We start from the raw sequence: 18,118 nt of genomic DNA, 5'->3' as shown, positions 1-18,118 counted from the left end.
TGAGCTTTGAGGGGCATTCAAGTGTCAGGACTGTGGACTGAATACCCCATCGAACTGTTCGAACAAGTAGGATGCAAGTCGCCAAGCAAGGGAGCAGTGGCTTAGCGGCATATCAGCTAGGTACAAAAAAACGCAACGAAGTATGGGATCCTCGCTGCGTTTGAATTACTAAGGGTTCGGTGTCAGCACTATCTCAAAGCTGGCGGCATGACCTTCAAAACGATGTTTATTCACGCTTGCCATCGACCAGGCGTGATACCCCATAGGGGTTACCGTCGCGGATCGCCTCGGGCAGTAACCCTTCCGGCAGCGCCTGGTAGCACACCGGGCGCAGGAAGCGGAAAATCGCCGCACTGCCCACCGAGGTCGTGCGGGAGTCCGACGTTGCAGGGTAAGGGCCGCCGTGCACCATGGCGTGGCACACTTCCACCCCGGTTGGCCAGCCGTTGGCCAGAATGCGCCCCGCTTTGCGCTCCAGGGTGGGCAGCAGCTGCTTGGCGGTCGCCAAATCGCCGTCATCCATCTGTAGCGTAATGGTGAGCTGACCTTCGAGCTGGGCAGCCACCTTCGCCACTTCCTGGGCGTCAGTACAGGCGATGACCAGCGACGTCGAACCAAACACTTCTTCTTGGAGGGCGGGCTCGTTGAGGAACGCCTCGGCCTGGGTAACGAACAGTCCTGCTTGGCAAGGGTTAGCCGTTTCACCGGCTTGGCCACGAGCCACTTCGGTGACGTTGGCGTGGTGGGCGAGTCGGTCAACACCCTGCTGGTAAGCGTCGTGAATGCCCGGTGTCAGCATGGTCTGGGCTGCGCTGCCTTTAACCGCTTCTCCGGCCGCTTCAACAAAGGCATCCAGCTCTGGGCCCTGAACCGCAATCACCAGCCCGGGGTTGGTGCAGAACTGCCCAGCACCCATGTTGAGTGAGCCAACAAAGCCTTCAGCGATGGCTTTGCCACGAGTTTTGAGCGCTTCCGACAGCAGGAACACCGGGTTGATGGAACTCATCTCGGCATAGACCGGGATCGGCTGCGGCCGCGCTTGGGCAGTTGCCATGAGGGCGGTGCCGCCGCTGCGTGAACCGGTGAAACCCACTGCTTGAATACGCGGGTCAGCCACCAGCGCCTGCCCGATTTCGCGGCCCGAGCCAAACAGTAGTGAGAAAACACCCTCAGGCAGCTCGCACTTGGCAACGGCGCGTTGAATAGCACGGCCTACTAACTCGGAGGTGCCGGGGTGGGCGGAGTGGCCCTTAACGACCACCGGGCAGCCTGCGGCCAGTGCCGATGCGGTATCACCACCGGCCACGCTGAAGGCGAGTGGGAAGTTGCTGGCGCCAAACACGGCCACCGGGCCCAGGGCAATATGCCGCTGGCGCAGATCGGCGCGGGGCAGGGGTTCACGATCAGGCAGGGCGGGATCGATACGCACATCGAGCCACTCGCCGGCCCTTACCACGTTGGCGAACAAGCGTAGCTGACCGCAGGTGCGGCCGCGTTCGCCCTCTAAGCGCGGGCGCGGTAGGCCGGTTTCGGCCATGGCGCGCTCAATCAACTCATCACCGATCCCTTCGATCTCGGCGGCGATGGTTTCGAGGAATACAGCGCGCTCTTCAAGCGACGTTTCGCGGTAAGTGGCGTACGCCGCTTCGGCAAGTTCACAGGCTTGCTCGACCTCGGCCTTGCTGCCGCCAGGGTAGGCGGGTGCAAGTGTTTCGCCGGTGGCGGGATTCACTGCATTAATGTTGGCCTGTTGGCCGCTGATGGCCTGCTGGCCGATGAGTAGTTTGCCTTCCAGAGTCATACAACCTCCTGTTGGTGTAAAAATTCAGGTGTTAAAGCGGTTTCACGCTGATGGCCGGTGCGTCTGCTTCCACCCGGAGCGGGTTGCGCAGGGCGCGACCAAACTCGCTGATCTGGATCTCAAAACGATCGCCTTCGCGCACCTTAATGCCGTCGGCGAAGCTCAGCGTTGCGGTGCCGAAAAAGTGCACATGCACATCGCCGGGGCGACGGAAGCCTGGGTATTTGAAGTGGTGATACTCCAGGTTAGCTAGGCTGTGGGCCATATTGGCCTCGCCGGTGAGAAAGGGCTTCTCCCAAACCGCTTCGCCACTGCGCTGGATACGGCTGGTGCCCTCCAAGTGCGCGGGCAGCTCGCCAATCAATAGCTCGGGCCCAAAGCTGCAGGCGCGTAGCTTTGAGTGAGCTAGCCAGAGGTAGTTGAAGCGCTCGGTGACGTGGTCAGAGAACTCGTTACCCAAAGCATAGCCGACGCGCCAGGGTTGGCCATCGTTGCCAATCACATAAAGCCCTGCCAGCTCAGGCTCCTCGCCTGCATCTTCAGCAAAGGCGGGGGAGGGGATCTCGGCTTCCGGTGCCACTACGCACTGGCCATCGCCCTTGTAGAACCACTCCGGCTGAGCGCCTGGCCGGCCTGCGTCGGGTTTGCCGCCCTCCACGCCCAGCTTGAACATGCGCATGGAGTCGGTCATATCCTCTTCAGCCGCTTGCGCTTTGGCGTGCATCGCCGAGCGGGTATCGGCACTGCCCAGGTGAGTGAGGCCAGTGCCGGTCACCAGGCAGTGGGCCGGGTCGCTATGCGTCAGCGGTGGCAGCAGGCGCTTGGCGTCGACCAGCGCTTGGTAATCAAGGCGGGTGTCGGTTAGCGCTTCCGTCACTATCTCGCTGAGCGGCTTACCGGCGCTAATCGCCCGGCTGGCCAGGGTGTAGGTGTCGCCGTCGAGCAGTCTGACCTGCTCTTCGCTCTCGACCAGCGCGGCGCGAACCTGGCCGTCGTGGTCACATTGAATCAGGCGCATGGTGATCTCCTTATGAAGCCCAGTTTAGACGTTATCAGAGTGGCCAAATGGCCAGTTGCGGCCAGATCAATAGCGCCGCGAGTATGCACAGCTGAATGGCCATAAAGGGTAGTACAGAGAGGTAGATATCCTTCAGGCTGATATCCGGCGGTGCCACGCTTTTAAGGTAGAAGGCGGCGGGCCCGAAGGGCGGTGACAGGAACGACACCTGCATATTCACGGCGAACAGGATGCCAAACCAGATGGGGTCGAAACCGAGTTGAATAACGATGGGCAGAAAGATCGGCAGGGCCAGCATGGCGATCCCGATCCAGTCGAGAAATAGCCCCAATACCAGCATAATCGCCATCATTACCAGGATAATTACAATCGGCGCGACGTCGAGCCCGAGAATCAAACTCGACACAAAGCGGTTGCCCCCCATCAGGTTGTAGACGCCTACTAGGGCGGCGGCACCGATGCCGATCCAGATGATCATGCCACAGGTGTTCATGGTCTGACCCAAGCTATGGTGCAGCATGCTGGGGGTGAACTCGCCACGCACAATGGTGGCGAGCAGTACGCCGAAGACGCCCATGGCTGCGGCCTCGGTGACCGAAGCGATGCCGCCGTAGATCGTGCCCAGCACGAGAAAGGCAATTAGCCCTGGTAGCAGAATGGCTTTAACGGCGTCCAGCTTACTGGCAAAAGGATTGTCCTGAGTGTCTTTATCCAGCGGCGGGCCCAGCGCGGGATTCTTCAGGCAGCGCACCAGCACGTAGGCGATATAGGAGCCCATCAGGATGATGGCTGGGGTAACGGCAGCAGCGAACAGGTCGGCAATCGATACACTGGCGATCAGGCCATAGATAATCAACACGATGGACGGCGGCATCATGGTGCCCAGGGCGCCCCCAGCGCATACCACGCCAATGGAGAGGCGCTTGTCGTAGCCCAGGCGGAGCATTTGCGGCAGCGCCAGAATCCCCAGTAGCACGATCTCCCCGCCGATAATGCCCGAAAGGGCGGCCAGGAAAAACGCCACTACGATGGTCTGCACCGCCACGCCACCCGGCAGGCGGCCAGCAAAAACGCGCATGGCGTTGAACAGATCCTTGGCGATGCCGGAGCGATCCAGCAGTGACGCCATCAATACGAACATGGGCACTGCCACCAGCGAATACTCGGTGATAAACCCGTAGACACGGCTGGTGACCAGTGGCAGTGCCGCCTCGCCGAACCAGCCGAAGGTGAAGGCCATGGCCACCAAACCGGTGATAAACGCCAGCGGCAGACCGGTGACCAGCAGCGCGAAAATTGCCCCTACCATGAGGATCGTAGCGGTTGAAATATCCATCAGCGCGCCTCCTCGGTGCGGGGCTTCGCCTTGAGCGACTGCCACAGATGCAATGAGGCTTGCAGGGTCATCAACACCAGGGCGAACAGAATCATGCCCTTGACCATAGCGGGAAAGGGCGGGTTCCAGGAGGTGCCGGAGCGCTCCAGCGACCACTCGCCGAGCGGGTTATGCGACGCTCCCCAGAACATATGAAAAGCGGCATAGCTCATCGTCAGGCAGAAAATCAGAGTAAGCAGGTCGTTGAAACGATCCATCCAGCACTTCAGCCTGGGCCCGGCACTGTCGTAGAGCACCTTGACGCGGATATGGCTATTGCGCGCCATGGCCGCTGGGCCGCCCAGCACAAAGATAACCGCGATCAGAAACACTACGGTTTCGTGTACCCAGGAGGTGGGGTTGTTGAAACCGTAGCGCATAAAGACCTCGACGACGCTGATCCCCATTGCCACCAGCACCAGCCAGGAAACGGCACGACCACCCCGTGCAATCAAGCGGTCTAAGGCATTGCGTTCAGGGGCTATCTCCTCAACCGTTTCGAGAATCTCGGGAAGGTCGTGGGTAGGAGGAGAGCGGTATTGATTGTCAGGTGTTTTTTGAGACATGGCGCGACTCTACGCGCATCGCTCGGGGGCTCCCGAGCGATGCGCTGGTTAGGTTAATAAGGCCTAGTTGAGAGCAAAAAGTTAAAGCAGATTGCGCGAGCGCAAAAAGGCGGTCGCCGAGTCATAAATCTTCTGGGTCATCTCATTTCTTCCGGCCCACTCTTGCCACTCTTGCTCAGCCGCGGCGCGGAACTTACGGCGCTCCTCTGCAGGCAGGTCGAAGGGGTGCACGTCGGGGTCATCCTGAAGCCGTTGCAGGGTCTCGATATCCTGCTCCTTGAGGCGGGCAATTAGGTCGTAGGCCATGCCGTCAAAGGCGGTATTTAGGGTTGTCTGTAGCTCCTCGGGCAGGCCATCCCAGATGTCTTTATTGATCGATACGGCGATCATGGGCATGGAGTGAAAGCCAGGGTAGAGCGGGTAGGGGGCGAAAGCGTGCAGGCCCATGGCGTCGTTATTCGAGAGTACCGTGGAGTCCGCAGCGTCGATCACGCCTTTTTCCAGCCCGGTATACACCTCAGAGCCTGGCAGGTTAACTGGCGTGGCACCAATGCGCTCGAAGATGTTGTAGACCATGCCTTGGGGGGCGCGAATCTTTAGCCCTTCAAAATCGGCGATGGATTCGATGGGCACCGTAGAAGGCACCGACTCCAGCGGGAAGGTAGCTGCGCTGATCAAATGCGCGCCGTAGGGCTCGACCAGTTCGTTGTAGAGCTCTTCACCGCCGCCGTACTTCATGTACTCCAGGAAGTCGTAGGGGTTCTGCCAAGCGCCGACAAGGTTGCCGAGCATGCCAAAAGCGGGATCCTGGCCAGAGAAGTAGCTAGGGTCGGTCATATGACCCTGCAGAATCCCGGAGCTCACGGCGGTCAACGTTTCGGTCGGGCCCACCACGGAGTTAATCGGCATTACCTCGATCTCGACGCGACCATCGGTCATCGCCGTGATTCGCTCGGCCCACTCCTGCTTGATCTTAAAGCTGGGTTCGCCCGAGGTTTCTGAAGCCTGAAATTTCCATTCATACTCGGCCGCCTGGGCCGTTGAAAGGCCTAGCAGCAGTGCTGAGCCAGTGAGTAGAAAGCTGTACTTGGATTTGAGCATGGCACTATTCCTCAAGGTTATTGTTGTGAAAAACGTTGTGAAAAGCGGTGTGGAGGACGTTGTTATGAACATCGCAGTGAACATGGTGATGCAACGGAGCAATTAACCATGCGGGAAGGTAATGTTGAACATTAAGAGTAATTGTTCAACATATACTTTTGTATGGTCATGGGGTTGGCGGGGGAGTTTACTCTTTTGCGCATTTGGTTAAGAAATCATGCTTTCGATCAGCTCGTCAGCCGCCATCGAACTAAAACAATGCCTTAATAACAATGCGTTAATTGGACTGGGCAATGATGTCGCGCAGGGTGCTCATTAACGCGGCGGCACCGGGAGAAAGGCGTTGGTGGCGCAAGCTCACCAGTCCGTAGGGTTGAACACTTAGCGTCTCGCTGAAGGGCAGAAGATGAAAACGTTGCGGCGGGCAGAGTAGATCAGCGGCTTCCCGTGTGGTCACCGTAATGGTGTCGGATTTATCCACCAGTGCCAGCGAGAGCAGCAGATCGGCGGTGTCAATGATCTGGCGGGGCGGCGCGACCTGATGGTGTAAAAACAGGCTATCCACCCGCTGGCGCATCAGCGCACCGGCAGGCTGCAGCGACCAGGGGTAGCTCGTCATATCCGCAAGGTTCAGCGTTTTCTTAAAGGATAATGGATGCCCTTGGCGGCATACAAAGCAAAGTTCCTCCTCACCGATTTCTTCAAATACGAAATGCTCGGCATCGACGCCTGCGGGAATACGGGTAATCGCGAAATCCAACTCGCCTTCGAGCAGACGCGGCACCAGCACCTTGCTGACATCCACATCCACGCTGATTTTTAACCCCGGCCGGTCGCGGTGCACCCGCTCAATCGCGCTGGTAAGCAGTGTGACCGCCGGAGCCATTACCGTACCGACTGCTACCGTGCCCGCATTGCCTTCGCCGAGGGCGCTCAACTCCTCACCGGTATGACGTAGCGCTGAAAGCATGCTGTGGGCGTGGCGGATCATAATCTCGCCGTACCAGTTAGGCGTTAGCCCCCGGGGGTGGCGATCAAACAGGCGAATACCCAGATTGGCTTCCAGATCGCTGAGCAGTTTTGATGCGGCGGGCTGGCTCATATTGAGCTGGGCCGCAGCGCGATGCAGGTTGCGCTGCTCATCCAGCGCTAAAAATAGCTGAAAATGGCGCAACTTTAGTCGCACGTCTAAAAACCAGTTCTCACCGAGAACGCCCATAGAATAAGCCTTGAGTTGTTATTGATACTAAGAAGTATATCGATAGTGAGGTATTTGTATATTGGTTGGTTATGCCAGACATGGCTACTGTAGTCTCTGTATCGGTGATAACGCCCTAAGTTAACTGCACCGACCTAACAACAATAAGCTAGCAACATAAAGTACGCCTCCAGGAGGAAGCTCATGCCTCTCATGTATAGCCAACGATTACAAAAGGGTTCGCCACTGATGTTCGCTGCCATTGTCGCAGCGCTGTTGGCAAACGCTGCGCAAGCTCAGAGTAGTTCTGACACCGAAGCGGGCAGTGGTGCCGATAGCGGAATACAGACATCGGTATTTGGCCACTTGCCCGATGGCCGTCAGGTCGATGTCTATCAATTTACCAACGCCAACGGCATCGAACTGCGGGTGACCAACTACGGCGGCATCATCCTGTCGCTGAAGACCCCCAACGTGGATGGCGAATTTGACGATATCGCGCTGGGTTTCGACTCTTTGGAAGCGTATCTCTCTGATGAGTATCACCAGGCAAATCCCTATTTCGGCGCCATCATTGGGCGTTACGGCAATCGTATTGCGAATGGCCAGTTCTCCCTTGATGGTGAAAGCTATTCACTGGCCACCAATGATGGCAGCAATCATCTTCACGGCGGCGATCAAGGGTTCGATAAAGTGCTGTGGCAAGCCGAACCATTTGAAAACGAAGCAGGCTCTGGTTTGGTATTGCGCTATACCAGCGAGGATGGCGAAGAGGGCTACCCCGGTAGATTAGAGACCGAGGTGACCTATACGTTGACCGATAACGACGAGCTTATGGTCGATTACCTGGCCGTGACCGATAAGGCCACACCCATCAACCTCACCCAACATAGCTATTTCAATCTAAAGGGCGAAGGTAGTGACACCATTCTCGATCATCTGCTAATGATCAACGCCCCTGAATTTACCCCGGTTAACGACAGCCTCATTCCCACCGGCGAGATTCGCTCGGTAGACGGCACACCGTTCGACTTTACCCAGGCGACGACGATTGGCGAGCGGATTGATCAGGAGAACGAGCAGCTCGGTTTTGGCGGCGGTTACGACCACAACTTTGTGCTGGCCCGGGATAACGCGTCAGCGGATGAACTGGTGCTGGCTGCCAAGGTGTGGGAGCCCGAGAGTGGCCGCATGGTGGAGATCACCACCACTGAGCCCGCGATACAGTTCTATTCCGGCAACTTCCTTAACGGTGATCTGACCGGCAAACAGGGCCAAGCCTACGGGCACCGCTCTGGCTTTGCGCTGGAAACCCAGCACTATCCCGATTCACCCAACCAAGGGGCATTTCCCAGCACCATTTTAGAACCCGGTGACACCTATCGTTCGCGCACGGTTTACCGTTTCTCAGCGCAACAAGATATGGGTTCGTAAGCCTGGTTCTTAACACCGGTTCTTAACTCCCTGTGGTTTGGGAATAAAAGCTGAAATAGCAATAAAAGCTGAAGTAGCAATCAAAACAGCGCTAAAAATCGTAGGAGTATAACAATGAGATTGACTAAGACATTTGCCCGTTTAGCTCTCGGCAGCGCGATTATGCTGGCCTCACTGGGAACCGTACAGGCCCAGGAAGACGAAGTGAAGATCGGCTTTATCGTTAAAAAGCCCGAGCAGGCATGGTTCATTAACGAACAGCAGGCTGCTACCGAGGTAGGCGAAGAGCTCGGCTTCGAAGTGGTGCGCCTCGGCGGTGAGGATGGTCAGGAGGTACTCAGCGCCATTGATAACCTTTATGCCCAGGGTGCCGAAGGCTTTGTGATTTGCCCGCCGGATGTGCGTTTGGGGCCCGCAATCATGAACCGTGCCAACCAGTACGGTATGAAAGTAGTCACTGTGGACGACCAGTTTGTTAACTCCAGCGGTGAACCCATGGAGGGCGTGCCGCACCTGGGGATGTCGGGCACCAAGATTGGCCGACAAGTTGGCGAAGCCATTGCCGCCGAAATGGAAGCCCGTGGTTGGAACCCCGAAGAGGTGGCCGCATTGCGCATCACCAACAACGAACTACCTACCGCCGTTGAGCGTACCGATGGCGCCACCGAGGCGCTGTTAGCGGCAGGCTTCCCGGAAGACAATATTTTTGATGCGCCCCAGCAGAGCACTGATACCAGCGGGGCTTTCTCCGCCGCATCGCCGGTGCTTTCCCAGCGTGGCGATTATGAGCACTGGGTGATCTATGCCCTTAACGAAGAGAGCGTGCTGGGTGGTGTTAGGGCTACCGAGCAGTATGGCTTAGCGCCGGAAGATGTGATCGGCGTGGGTATCAATGGCTCCGGCGCCGCCTTTGCCGAGTTTTCTCGGGATAACCCCACTGGCTTTCACGGCACGGTAGCGGTCAGTTCCACCATGCACGGCCGTCAGACCGCCGAAGACCTCTACCGCTGGATTAGCGAGGATCAAGAGCCTCCCGCCAACACCGAAACCTCCGGCACGTTAATGACGCGCGACAACTGGGAAGAAGTACGCGCAGCGCTCGGTCTATAAAGCGCTTGGTTGGCAATAAAAGAGGCCTGTAACGGGCTCGCTGTTACAGGCCATCTGCGGAGTATTCAAGCATGTCTGATGCTTATTTACGGTTCGACGGAATTAGCGTCGTGTTCCCCGGGGTGCGCGCGCTGGATGGGGTGAGCTTTGCCGCCCACGCCGGTGAAGTGCATGCGTTAATGGGCGAGAACGGCGCGGGTAAGTCCACCCTGCTCAAGGTGCTCAGTGGCGTTAACCGTGTCGCCGAAGGCGCACTGTGGATTGATGGTCAGCGCCACGTCTTCAGCAACGCCCGGGAGGCGCTGCGGGAAGGCATCGCGATTATCTACCAGGAGTTGACGCTCTCGCCCAATATGTCGGTGGCTGAAAACCTGCTGCTGGGCCAACTGCCTACGCGGCAGGGGTTTGTTAATCGCCGCGAGTTAAAGCAAAAGGCTTTGGCGATTCTGGCTGATCTTGGCGAGGGGGAGATCCACCCCTCAACCAAGGTGCGCGAGCTCTCCATCGGCCAGCAGCAGATGATTGAGATTGGCCGTGCGCTGCTGCGCGACGCCAAGGTGATCGCTTTTGACGAACCTACCAGCAGCCTCTCCATTCAGGAGATTCGTCAGCTAAAGCGCATCGTCCAACGTCTGCGCGACGAGGGGCGCGTGGTGCTCTACGTGACCCACCGTATGGAGGAAGTATTCGAGATGTGCGACGCGGTCACCATCTTCCGCGACGGGCAGCACATCCGTACCCATGAGGACATGTCTGAGCTGAACCATGACCTGTTAGTCAGTGAAATGGTCGGCCGCGATATCGACGATGTTTACGGCTACCGGGCGCGTGAGCAGGGTGAAACTGTCTTGAACGTAGAGGGGATTCAGGGGCGCGGCTTAAAAGCCCCGGTGAGTTTTTCAGTGAAACGCGGTGAGGTTTTTGGGCTGTTTGGTTTGGTGGGCGCCGGGCGTAGTGAGTTGCTGCGTTTGGTCTGCGGCGTCGAATCACCCAAAGCCGGCAGCGTGACCTTTAACGGCAAGTCTCGGCACTTTAAAAGCCCGGGTGAGGCAATTCGTGCCGGTATTGCCATGTGCCCGGAGGATCGCAAGTCTCAGGGGATCTTTCCGGTGGCCAGCGTGGCCGACAACCTCAATATTAGCTGTCGGCGCTTTTTTAAACGTTGGGGCGTTTTCCGCCACCCCGGTCGCGAACGGCGCAATGCCGAAGCCTATATCCAGCAACTCAGCGTTAAAACTCCCGGCCCGCGAACGCCGATTGGCAAGCTCTCCGGGGGCAATCAGCAGAAAGTGATTCTGGCCCGCTGGCTCGCTGAAGAGATTGACCTGTTCGTGATGGACGAGCCGACCCGAGGGATTGATGTAGGCGCACGCCGAGATATTTACTCGCTGCTCTACGACCTAGCGGAACAGGGCAAAAGCGTGGTGGTGATCTCCAGTGATCTGGCGGAAGTCAGCTCCATCTGTGACCGCATCGCCGTGATGCGCGACGGGGAACTGGTGGAAGTAGTGTCGCGGGAGTCGGCTACGCCGGAACGTCTACTGGGGCTGGCACTACCCGCCTAAGTCAGTTTTTTACACGCTATTGGCTCTTAAAAGAAGAAGCTCAGGACAAACACCATGACAACGAACAACGCAACCCAAGGTGAGACGACACCTGCCCGCCCAGCGGGGCGCCAGGGACTGATAAAACCGCTGCGCACGCTGCTGGATACCTCGGGACTGATCGCGATTTTTCTGCTCCTGTTTATCGCTCTAGCGGTACTCATCCCTGATTTTCTGACCGGCCGCAATATGGTCGGGCTGTTGCTCTCGATCACCCTGATCGGCAGTTTGGCCACCACCATGATGCTGGTGCTGGCCCTGGGGGAGGTGGATCTATCGGTGGCCTCCACGGTGGCCTTCGCAGGGGTGGTTGCAGCGGTGGTGACCTCCAGTACCGGTAGCGTCTTTATCGGCGTGATAGGAGGCATTGTCGCCGGGGGCGCGGTGGGTGCCTTTAATGGCCTGGTGATTGCCAAGTTTGGCATTAACTCTTTAATAGCCACTCTTGCGGCAATGGAGTTTGTGCGCGGTCTGGCCTACATCACCTCCGGCGGCGACGCGGTGATGATTACCGTGCCGGGCTTCTTTGATCTGGGCAGCGCCTCCTTCCTCGGCCTAACCCTGCCGGTATGGACGATGCTGGCCTGCTTTGTGATCTTTGGCGTGATACTCAATATGACCGCCTTTGGGCGCAACGTTTTGGCTACCGGCGGTAACTCGGAAGCCGCCGCTCTGGCCGGGGTTAATGTCCGCCGCCTAAAGATTATTGTTTTTGGCCTCCAGGGCGTAGTGGCAGGGGTCGTAGGTGTACTGCTGGCTTCGCGGATGGGGCTGGGTGACCCCAATACCTCCATGGGCCTGGAGCTGGCGGTCATTTCTGCCTGTGTACTGGGTGGCGTGGCGCTATCCGGTGGCGTGGCCACCATTACCGGCGTGGTGGTCGGGGTGCTGATTATGGGCTGCGTGCAGAATGCTATGGGGCTGCTTAACGTCCCCACTTTTTACCAATACCTGGTGCGTGGCGCGATTCTGCTGCTGGCGGTGATGTTTGACCGCTGGAAACAGACCCGCCGTCAACGAGCCTAACGCTTAAAGCGTTACTCCTTTATTTGTTTGCTACTTTTTTCCGATTTGTACGGAGGCTTTGTTATGTCTGATCGCCAGCGCCCATTACGCTCTGCCCAGTGGTTCGGCACCGCCGATAAAAACGGCTTTATGTACCGCAGTTGGATGAAAAACCAGGGTATTCCTGACCATGAGTTTCAGGGCAAGCCGATTATCGGTATCTGCAACACCTGGTCGGAGTTGACGCCCTGCAATGCGCATTTCCGCAAGCTGGCGGAGCACGTGAAACAGGGCGTATTGGAGGCGGGTGGCTACCCGGTGGAGTTCCCAGTGTTCTCCAACGGTGAATCCAACCTGCGCCCCACCGCGATGTTCACCCGTAACCTGGCGAGCATGGACGTGGAGGAGGCCATTCGCGGCAATCCCATCGATGCCGTAGTGCTGCTGGTGGGCTGCGACAAGACCACCCCGGCGCTACTGATGGGCGCGGCGAGCTGTGATATTCCCACCATCGTGGTCACCGGCGGGCCGATGCTCAACGGCAAGCACAAGGGCAAGGATATTGGTTCCGGCACCGTGGTGTGGAAGCTCTCCGAGCAGGTCAAAGCCGGTGAAATATCACTCCACGACTTTATGGCCGCCGAAGCGGGCATGTCCCGCTCCGCGGGCACCTGCAACACCATGGGCACCGCCTCCACCATGGCCTGCATGGCCGAATCGCTAGGCACCTCGCTGCCGCACAATGCGGCGATTCCTGCGGTGGACTCCCGCCGCTACGTGCTGGCCCACCTTTCGGGTAACCGGATCGTCGAGATGGTCAATGAAGACCTGCGACTCTCCAAAATCCTCACCAAGGAAGCCTTCGATAACGCCATCCGCACCAACGCCGCTATCGGCGGCTCCACCAACGCGGTGATCCACCTTAAGGCGATTGCCGGGCGCATCGGTGTGGACCTCACCCTGGACGACTGGAGCCGGGTAGGCCGCGGCACCCCGACGGTGGTGGATCTGCAGCCCTCGGGACGTTTTCTAATGGAGGAGTTCTACTACGCTGGAGGGCTGCCCGCGGTACTCAGGCGCCTGGGCGAGGCCGACCGGCTGCCCTTCAAGAACGCCTTAACTGTCAACGGCAAAACACTTTGGGAAAACGTCCAAGACGCCCCGCTGTATAACGACGAGGTGATCCGTCCGCTGGATAATCCGCTCACCGCGGATGGCGGTATCTGCGTGGTGCGCGGCAACCTGGCCCCCAACGGTGCGGTGCTTAAGCCCTCGGCGGCGACGGCGGAGCTGATGCAGCACCGCGGCCGAGCGGTGGTATTCGAGGACTTTGACGACTACAAAGCACGCATCAACGACCCAGACCTGGACGTGGAAGCCAACGATGTTCTGGTGATGAAACACTGTGGCCCCCGCGGTTATCACGGTATGGCGGAGGTAGGCAATATGGGCCTGCCGCCCAAAATCCTCGCCCAGGGGATTACCGATATGGTGCGCATTTCTGATGCGCGCATGAGCGGCACTGCCTACGGCACCGTGGTGCTGCACGTCGCCCCGGAAGCCGCCGCTGGTGGCCCGCTGGCCGCGGTGCGTAACGGTGACTGGATTGAACTTGACTGCGAAAGTGGTCGACTGCATTTGGAGGTCAGCGATGAAGAGCTGGCGTCGCGTCTGGCGGAAAGCGACCCCACCGCCGCCTCAACGCTGATCGCCAGCCAGGGCGGCTACCGTCAGTTGTACATCGAGCGTGTACTCCAAGCAGACGAAGGCTGCGACTTCGACTTTCTGGTCGGCTGCCGAGGCGCTGATGTGCCGCGTCATTCGCACTGATTGGTTACCCGGTGCTAATGATTATTCGCCCCAAGCTTGGTTAAGCTTCTCTAGCAGTTTGGCTTTCGAGCAGCGTCTCGCCATCGGTGGCGTTCAGCGCTATCGCGATACCGCCCATGCAGGTCATGTCGCGATCCCAGGCGCAGCTTTCGATGCGGGTGGAGCCCATTAGTTCGGCCACTAGGGCTTCGTCGATGGCGCCATGCATGGCGGTCTGCATAGCGTCAAAGCCGCGTATGCCGGAACCGGTAATGAGCACTAAATCGGGGTTGAACAGCGCCAGCACATTGGCGATACCGATCCCCAGTGCGCGGCCTGCCTCTGCATAGATTTCCTGAGCCACCGGGTCTCCTTGTAACGCAAGCTGGGTTAGCGCCTGCATCTGCTGCTCAGAGGGGTGTGCGCTATCGCCGGAGGGGAGTTCTAGGTGCTCGGCGGCGGCGCGATAGAGCGCGTAGTCACTGGTGTAAGCTTCAATGCACCCCCGTCGCCCGCAGGCGCAAAGGGCGCCGTCGGGCTGATATTTGCTATGCCCAAACTCGGCTGCCGAGCCATTGGCGCCGAGATAAGGCACGCCGTTAATCAACACCGACATGCCGATACCGTAGCCCAGCATAATCACCACTAAGTTGGGGCAGTCTGCATAGGCGGGCTGAGCCGCCAGCACGCTGGCGATACAGTTGGCATCATTCTCGAGCAGCACGCTGCAGTGAAAGCGCTCCGCTAATCGCGCCGATATCGGGGCGTTACGAAAGCTTAAAGCGGGTGACCAGATGATCGTACCGCTTTGCGACGACACCACCCCCTGTACCGCCAAACAGATCCCCGCCAAGCGCTGAAACCCCGTCAACTGTTGAGTGCAAACAGCGCTGATCTTCTCCTCCAGCAGTGCTTCCAGATCGTCGGCGCTCAACGTCAAGGTGTTCACTGCATGGTGCTCGCTATGGTGTATCTGGCCCGCAAAATCGCCCACTACCAACTGGATCTCATTGATCGACAGCTTGATACACACCACGCAGGCGGCAGTGGGGTCGAGTCCAATCAAGGTTTTTGGTCGACCGCGCCCGTTGGGGCGGGGGGCTTCAGGCGGGCGTTCAGTGATCAATCCCTGCTGGAGTAACTCGGCGCTGATCGAGGTGACGGTGGCAGAGCTAATGCCATTGATTGCCCCCAGGTCGATGCGCGCCACCGGTCCTTGGTCACGCAGAGTGCGGATCACCGCGAGGGTGTTGTCGAGGCGGCTGGTATCAGTCGACGGAAGGGCCATAGGGTCGCCGTTATAGTTCGTGTTGAAAAAAGGCTGTCATGCCAATTGTCTTGCGCACTCATCCTGGGGCGTTAACGCGATTGTCAAAATACGACCTAAGTTGCATATGCAAGTATTTATTTTAGCGCCTAAAGTAAATCAAGCATCATCCTAACGCAATCGATGCTGATAAGCCCCACACAATAACAACAGACATTTTCAGGTGGCCCCATGCTGTTATCAGCGCGCAAACTCTGCCGCTCCTTTGGTGACAACCAAGTGTTATTCGACGTTGATCTCGACCTGCAGGCGGGGGAAGTGCACGCCCTGCTGGGTGAGAACGGCGCCGGTAAATCGACGCTGGTAAAAATTCTTGCTGGGTATCTTCGGCCTACCTCGGGTGAGGTGCTTCTCGACGGCGAACAACGATACTACCGCTCTAGCGGCGAGGCGGAAGCCGACGGGGTGGTCATGATCCACCAGGAGCTAGCGCTGGCGGAGCAGCTAAGCGTGGAGGAGAACATTTTCCTGGGTCGCGAGCTGCGGCGTGGGCTTTTCCTGGATCGGCGTGCCATGCGGGAACGCAGCCGGGCTGCACTGGCGGAGCTTGAAACCCACGTGGATCCTCGCGCTCGGGTGAAGGATTTGAGCACCTCTGACCAGCAGATGGTAGAAATCGCCAAGGCCATCACACGCGACGTGCGCGTGCTGATTATGGATGAACCTACTGCCACCCTGACCGAAAACGAAGTGAAGGTGCTGTTCGCACTCATTGACCGTTTGCGCCAGCGGGGCGTGGCAATTCTGTATATCTCCCACAAACTGCGTGAAATTGAGCAGATTGCCGACTGCGTGACGGTATTGCGCGACGGCCATTTGGTCGATAGCGGCCCCATGGCCGGGCGCAGCAAAGAGGAGCTGGCGCGGCTGATGGTGGGGCGTGAGATTACTGAGATGTACCCACCGCGTACACAGCTGGCTGAGGATGCGCCGGCGGTACTGGAAGCGCGGGACTTCGTGGTGCCCGGTGCCGTGAAGCTGGCCAGCTTTACCCTACGGCGGGGCGAAGTGTTGGGATTTGGCGGCATCGTGGGCGCCGGACGCACCGCGCTGATCGAAGCGGTGCTGGGCCTTCGCGGCAAAAGCGCAGGCCAAGTACTGCGCAACGGTCAGCCGGTGGAGCTGCGCCACCTGCGTGATGCGGTGCATCAGCAGATTGCCTATTTGACGGAGGATCGTAAAGGCAAAGGCCTGGTGCTCAATATGGATCTGCGCTCTAACGTTACCCTGCTCAATTTACGCGCTCACTGCCACCCGCTGATTGACCGCCGCCGTGAAGAGCAGGCCTTCCAGCAGGCTATCCAGCGTTTTGATATCCGCCTGCGAACGGCGGTGCGCACTGCCGCCGAGCTCTCCGGTGGTAACCAGCAGAAGCTGCTACTCGCCAAGGTAATGTCCATCGACCCCGAAATCGTGATTATCAACGAGCCGACCCGGGGCATCGATGTGGGCACCAAGCACCAGATCTATCACTTTATCCATGAACTGACCGAAGCAGGCTGCTCGGTAATCTTGATCTCTTCAGAGATGGGCGAGCTGATTGGGCTTTCCCACCGGGTAGCGGTGATGTGCGCGGGGGTACTCACCGGGGTGCTTGAAGGCGAGCAGATTAATGAGCACGAAATCATGCAGTACGCATCCGGTATTAAGGGAGTAGGGGTCGATGAGCAGCGTTATGGCTAATAACAAAACTACGAATAAAGCAGCTAACCCAACCACTCAGAAAAAGGGCTTCTCCATAGCCCTTAAAATAGACCTTAAAACCTGGGGGCCTTTCGTCGCGCTGCTTGCCCTGGCACTGCTGGGTGTGCTGATTAATCCGGCTTTTCTGGGGCTGGACAATCTCTCGAACATGCTTACCCGCAGTGCCTTTATCGGCATTATCGCCATCGGCGCTACCTTTGTGATTACCGCCGGCGGGTTGGATCTTTCGGTCGGGGCAATGGCGGCCTTTATTGCCGGGGTAATGATCATTCTGATGAACAGCCTTGTGGAGCAGTTTGGCGCGGGGCTGACCACCGTGCTGTTCGGCGTGGGCGCCTCACTGCTACTCGGGCTGTGCGCTGGTTTTATCAACGGCATGGTGACCACCAAAGGCAAAATCGAAGCCTTTATCGTCACCCTTGGCACCATGGGGATTTACCGCTCGTTGGTCACTTACCTCGCCGATGGCGGCACCCTGACACTGGATTGGGCGGTGCGCGATATCTATCGCCCGGTCTATTACGGCAGCTTTCTAGGCATCACCATTCCGGTTTGGGTGTTTCTGGCGGTCGCCATTATTGGCTATATCCTCCTCAACTACACCCGCTTCGGACGCTACTGCTTTGCCATCGGCTCCAATGAAAAAGTCGCCGAATATAGCGCCATTCACGTGGATCGTATCAAGACCATGACCTACATGCTGCAGGGCGTGTGCGTGGCGTTGGCGACGATTATCTATGTGCCTCGGCTGGGCTCTGCTTCAGGGGCTACCGGGGTGCTCTGGGAGTTAGAGGCAATTGCCGCGGTGATCATCGGTGGCACCATGCTCAAGGGCGGCCACGGGCGCATCTGGGGCACGGTGGTAGGCGCCATCATGCTCACCATGATCGGCAATATTCTCAATTTGACCGACGCTATCTCTAATTATCTCAACGGTACGGTGCAAGGGATCATCATTATTGTGGCGGTCTACCTGCAGCGTGCGTCGTGGCGAAAAGCAGCGCCTTAAGGCACTGAAACGAATGTAAAAACCTAGGAAACGTCCGCAGTATCAACCCTTAGTAAC

At 58.2% G+C, this 18,118-nt stretch carries 14 protein-coding genes; 7 read left to right on the top strand and 7 right to left on the bottom strand.

Translation table 11 applies throughout. The annotated features are described in order from the left end of the window. Positions 1-226: 226 nt before the first annotated feature. The 6 genes from ACFIOZ_RS18240 to ACFIOZ_RS18215 form a co-directional block, all read right to left on the bottom strand. The gene (locus ACFIOZ_RS18240) at positions 227-1,801 is read right to left on the bottom strand and encodes an aldehyde dehydrogenase (NADP(+)) (protein ID WP_386080217.1); all 1,575 of its coding nucleotides are present in this window, start codon (positions 1,799-1,801) and stop codon (positions 227-229) included. Between the two features lie 31 nt (positions 1,802-1,832). After that, positions 1,833-2,819 (bottom strand): AraD1 family protein, encoded by a 987-nt coding sequence (gene araD1, locus ACFIOZ_RS18235; RefSeq protein ID WP_386080215.1) that lies wholly within the window; start codon positions 2,817-2,819, stop codon positions 1,833-1,835. A 34-nt stretch (positions 2,820-2,853) separates the two neighbouring features. Next, complete coding sequence (locus ACFIOZ_RS18230) at positions 2,854-4,155, bottom strand: TRAP transporter large permease (RefSeq protein WP_386080214.1); 1,302 nt, start codon at positions 4,153-4,155, stop codon at positions 2,854-2,856. Then, positions 4,155-4,760 carry a TRAP transporter small permease subunit gene (locus ACFIOZ_RS18225; RefSeq protein WP_386080212.1) on the bottom strand — a complete coding sequence of 202 codons (606 nt, stop codon included), beginning with the start codon at positions 4,758-4,760 and terminating at the stop codon, positions 4,155-4,157. The genes ACFIOZ_RS18230 and ACFIOZ_RS18225 overlap by 1 nt, the downstream gene beginning before the upstream one ends. A gap of 81 nt (positions 4,761-4,841) precedes the next feature. Then, positions 4,842-5,861 carry a TRAP transporter substrate-binding protein gene (locus ACFIOZ_RS18220; RefSeq protein WP_386080210.1) on the bottom strand — a complete coding sequence of 340 codons (1,020 nt, stop codon included), beginning with the start codon at positions 5,859-5,861 and terminating at the stop codon, positions 4,842-4,844. A 277-nt stretch (positions 5,862-6,138) separates the two neighbouring features. Next, complete coding sequence (locus ACFIOZ_RS18215; RefSeq protein ID WP_386080209.1) at positions 6,139-7,080, bottom strand: LysR substrate-binding domain-containing protein; 942 nt, start codon at positions 7,078-7,080, stop codon at positions 6,139-6,141. A 183-nt stretch (positions 7,081-7,263) separates the two neighbouring features. Here ACFIOZ_RS18215 and ACFIOZ_RS18210 point away from each other — a divergent pair, with 183 nt between their 5' ends. From ACFIOZ_RS18210 to ACFIOZ_RS18190, 5 genes are all read left to right on the top strand, one after another. After that, on the top strand, positions 7,264-8,493 hold the full coding sequence (locus tag ACFIOZ_RS18210; protein ID WP_386080208.1) for an aldose epimerase family protein: 1,230 nt from the start codon (positions 7,264-7,266) through the stop codon (positions 8,491-8,493). Positions 8,494-8,607: 114 nt separating this feature from the next. Next, positions 8,608-9,603: an arabinose ABC transporter substrate-binding protein gene (locus ACFIOZ_RS18205; protein WP_386080207.1), complete on the top strand. Its 996-nt coding sequence runs from the start codon at positions 8,608-8,610 to the stop codon at positions 9,601-9,603. A gap of 71 nt (positions 9,604-9,674) precedes the next feature. Then, positions 9,675-11,168, top strand: coding sequence for an L-arabinose ABC transporter ATP-binding protein AraG (gene araG, locus ACFIOZ_RS18200; RefSeq protein ID WP_386080205.1), 1,494 nt, complete (start codon positions 9,675-9,677; stop codon positions 11,166-11,168). A gap of 54 nt (positions 11,169-11,222) precedes the next feature. Further along, positions 11,223-12,233 (top strand): L-arabinose ABC transporter permease AraH, encoded by a 1,011-nt coding sequence (gene araH, locus ACFIOZ_RS18195; protein ID WP_386080203.1) that lies wholly within the window; start codon positions 11,223-11,225, stop codon positions 12,231-12,233. Between the two features lie 63 nt (positions 12,234-12,296). Further along, on the top strand, positions 12,297-14,042 hold the full coding sequence (locus ACFIOZ_RS18190; protein WP_386080202.1) for an IlvD/Edd family dehydratase: 1,746 nt from the start codon (positions 12,297-12,299) through the stop codon (positions 14,040-14,042). A gap of 40 nt (positions 14,043-14,082) precedes the next feature. Here the strand turns inward: ACFIOZ_RS18190 and ACFIOZ_RS18185 are convergent, their stop codons facing one another. Continuing rightward, positions 14,083-15,309: an ROK family protein gene (locus ACFIOZ_RS18185; protein WP_386080200.1), complete on the bottom strand. Its 1,227-nt coding sequence runs from the start codon at positions 15,307-15,309 to the stop codon at positions 14,083-14,085. A gap of 210 nt (positions 15,310-15,519) precedes the next feature. On the opposite strand from ACFIOZ_RS18185, the gene ACFIOZ_RS18180 reads away from it, so the two are divergent. Beyond that, on the top strand, positions 15,520-17,031 hold the full coding sequence (locus tag ACFIOZ_RS18180) for a sugar ABC transporter ATP-binding protein (RefSeq protein WP_386080198.1): 1,512 nt from the start codon (positions 15,520-15,522) through the stop codon (positions 17,029-17,031). Then, positions 17,024-18,061 carry an ABC transporter permease gene (locus ACFIOZ_RS18175; protein WP_386080196.1) on the top strand — a complete coding sequence of 346 codons (1,038 nt, stop codon included), beginning with the start codon at positions 17,024-17,026 and terminating at the stop codon, positions 18,059-18,061. The genes ACFIOZ_RS18180 and ACFIOZ_RS18175 overlap by 8 nt, the downstream gene beginning before the upstream one ends. Positions 18,062-18,118 lie beyond the last annotated feature (57 nt).

The sequence above is a fragment of the Vreelandella sp. F11 genome, from assembly GCF_042466685.1.
Lineage (GTDB): Bacteria > Pseudomonadota > Gammaproteobacteria > Pseudomonadales > Halomonadaceae > Vreelandella.
Note: the sequence above shows the minus strand (reverse complement) of the source record. Positions and strands in the feature narration are given on the sequence as shown.

Bases quoted from the DNA above. Each gene is read 5' to 3' on its own strand.
- ACFIOZ_RS18240 (WP_386080217.1), bottom strand. From the start codon at position 1,801: ATGACTCTGGAAGGCAAACTACTCATCGGCCAGCAGGCCATCAGCGGC.
- araD1 (WP_386080215.1), bottom strand. From the start codon at position 2,819: ATGCGCCTGATTCAATGTGACCACGACGGCCAGGTTCGCGCCGCGCTG.
- ACFIOZ_RS18230 (WP_386080214.1), bottom strand. From the start codon at position 4,155: ATGGATATTTCAACCGCTACGATCCTCATGGTAGGGGCAATTTTCGCG.
- ACFIOZ_RS18225 (WP_386080212.1), bottom strand. From the start codon at position 4,760: ATGTCTCAAAAAACACCTGACAATCAATACCGCTCTCCTCCTACCCAC.
- ACFIOZ_RS18220 (WP_386080210.1), bottom strand. From the start codon at position 5,861: ATGCTCAAATCCAAGTACAGCTTTCTACTCACTGGCTCAGCACTGCTG.
- ACFIOZ_RS18215 (WP_386080209.1), bottom strand. From the start codon at position 7,080: ATGGGCGTTCTCGGTGAGAACTGGTTTTTAGACGTGCGACTAAAGTTG.
- ACFIOZ_RS18210 (WP_386080208.1), top strand. From the start codon at position 7,264: ATGCCTCTCATGTATAGCCAACGATTACAAAAGGGTTCGCCACTGATG.
- ACFIOZ_RS18205 (WP_386080207.1), top strand. From the start codon at position 8,608: ATGAGATTGACTAAGACATTTGCCCGTTTAGCTCTCGGCAGCGCGATT.
- araG (WP_386080205.1), top strand. From the start codon at position 9,675: ATGTCTGATGCTTATTTACGGTTCGACGGAATTAGCGTCGTGTTCCCC.
- araH (WP_386080203.1), top strand. From the start codon at position 11,223: ATGACAACGAACAACGCAACCCAAGGTGAGACGACACCTGCCCGCCCA.
- ACFIOZ_RS18190 (WP_386080202.1), top strand. From the start codon at position 12,297: ATGTCTGATCGCCAGCGCCCATTACGCTCTGCCCAGTGGTTCGGCACC.
- ACFIOZ_RS18185 (WP_386080200.1), bottom strand. From the start codon at position 15,309: ATGGCCCTTCCGTCGACTGATACCAGCCGCCTCGACAACACCCTCGCG.
- ACFIOZ_RS18180 (WP_386080198.1), top strand. From the start codon at position 15,520: ATGCTGTTATCAGCGCGCAAACTCTGCCGCTCCTTTGGTGACAACCAA.
- ACFIOZ_RS18175 (WP_386080196.1), top strand. From the start codon at position 17,024: ATGGCTAATAACAAAACTACGAATAAAGCAGCTAACCCAACCACTCAG.